We start from the raw sequence: 1,064 nt of genomic DNA, 5'->3' as shown, positions 1-1,064 counted from the left end.
GGTAGGTTCAAGAATCTAATGCAACAAATCCCGATAATTTAAATGGGAGATAGAATGGCAGAATATACTAGATTCAGCACTAAAGAAAGAGAAATCTTATCCATGTTGATTCATGAAGGATATACGAAAGGTGCTATAGCTGAAATGATGGGTCGCCATCGTTCGACTATTGGCAGAGAATTAGAACGTGGTAAAATCGCTGATAGATATTACCAATACTCTGCTATTGTTTCTGGTTACAAAGCCAGAATGGCTGCGGCTTCTAGAAAGATTGGTAAATGCAAACTATTTACTTCGAACACGTTATATAAAGAATTCAAAAATCGTCTTGAACTCAAATGGTCTCCCGTTCAAATTTCACAAGATTTAAAACGTTCTTTTCCGAATCAAAAAAATATGAGTATCTCACATCAATCCATTTATACTTTTATCTATCTTCTTCCTAGAGGTTCCCTAAAAAAGGAAATCAATACTTACCTTCGAAGAAAGGGAAAGAAATCCAAACCAGCTGGAAACATTGGGAATATTGGAAAAATTCCTGAAATGATTAGCATCGATGAACGTCCGAAGGAAGTTGCTGATAGGTCTGTTCCCGGACATTGGGAAGGCGATTTACTTATAGGGAAAAATCATGCCAGTGCTCTTGGAACGATTGTCGAAAGAGTAACTAGGACGGTGATACTTGTTCCTCTGAAAGCTGTAGATGCAGAATCTGTTCGAAAAGCCTTTGAACAGGAGTTAAAACATTTCCCTAAACAGTTAAAACTTTCTATGACTTACGATCAGGGAAAAGAGATGTCTGAACATAGATTATTTACAAAAAATACTAAGATGAAAGTCTATTTTTGTCATCCTGCTTCTCCTTGGGAAAGAGGTACATGTGAAAATACAAATATGCTTATTAGAGATTTCTTTCCTAAAGGAACCGATTTCTCTAAAATAAAAAAGTCTCAAATTAAAAAAGTTCAACGAATGTTAAACCAAAGACCAAGAAAAACTTTAAACTGGAATACACCAGAAGAGGAAATCAGGAATCTTGTGCGCTAAATTCTTGAACCTACCTT

Annotated in this window: 1 protein-coding gene; it reads left to right on the top strand. The window is 35.7% G+C overall.

The window, feature by feature from the left end; genetic code table 11:
- Positions 1–54 precede the first annotated feature (54 nt).
- Positions 55–1,047 (top strand): IS30 family transposase, encoded by a 993-nt coding sequence (locus EHR07_RS02100; protein WP_135743554.1) that lies wholly within the window; start codon positions 55–57, stop codon positions 1,045–1,047.
- The last annotated feature ends 17 nt before the right edge of the window (positions 1,048–1,064 follow it).

It is taken from the genome of Leptospira bandrabouensis, from assembly GCF_004770905.1.
GTDB classification, from domain to species: domain Bacteria; phylum Spirochaetota; class Leptospiria; order Leptospirales; family Leptospiraceae; genus Leptospira_A; species Leptospira_A bandrabouensis.
This window is presented reverse-complemented; position numbering and strand designations above follow the sequence as displayed.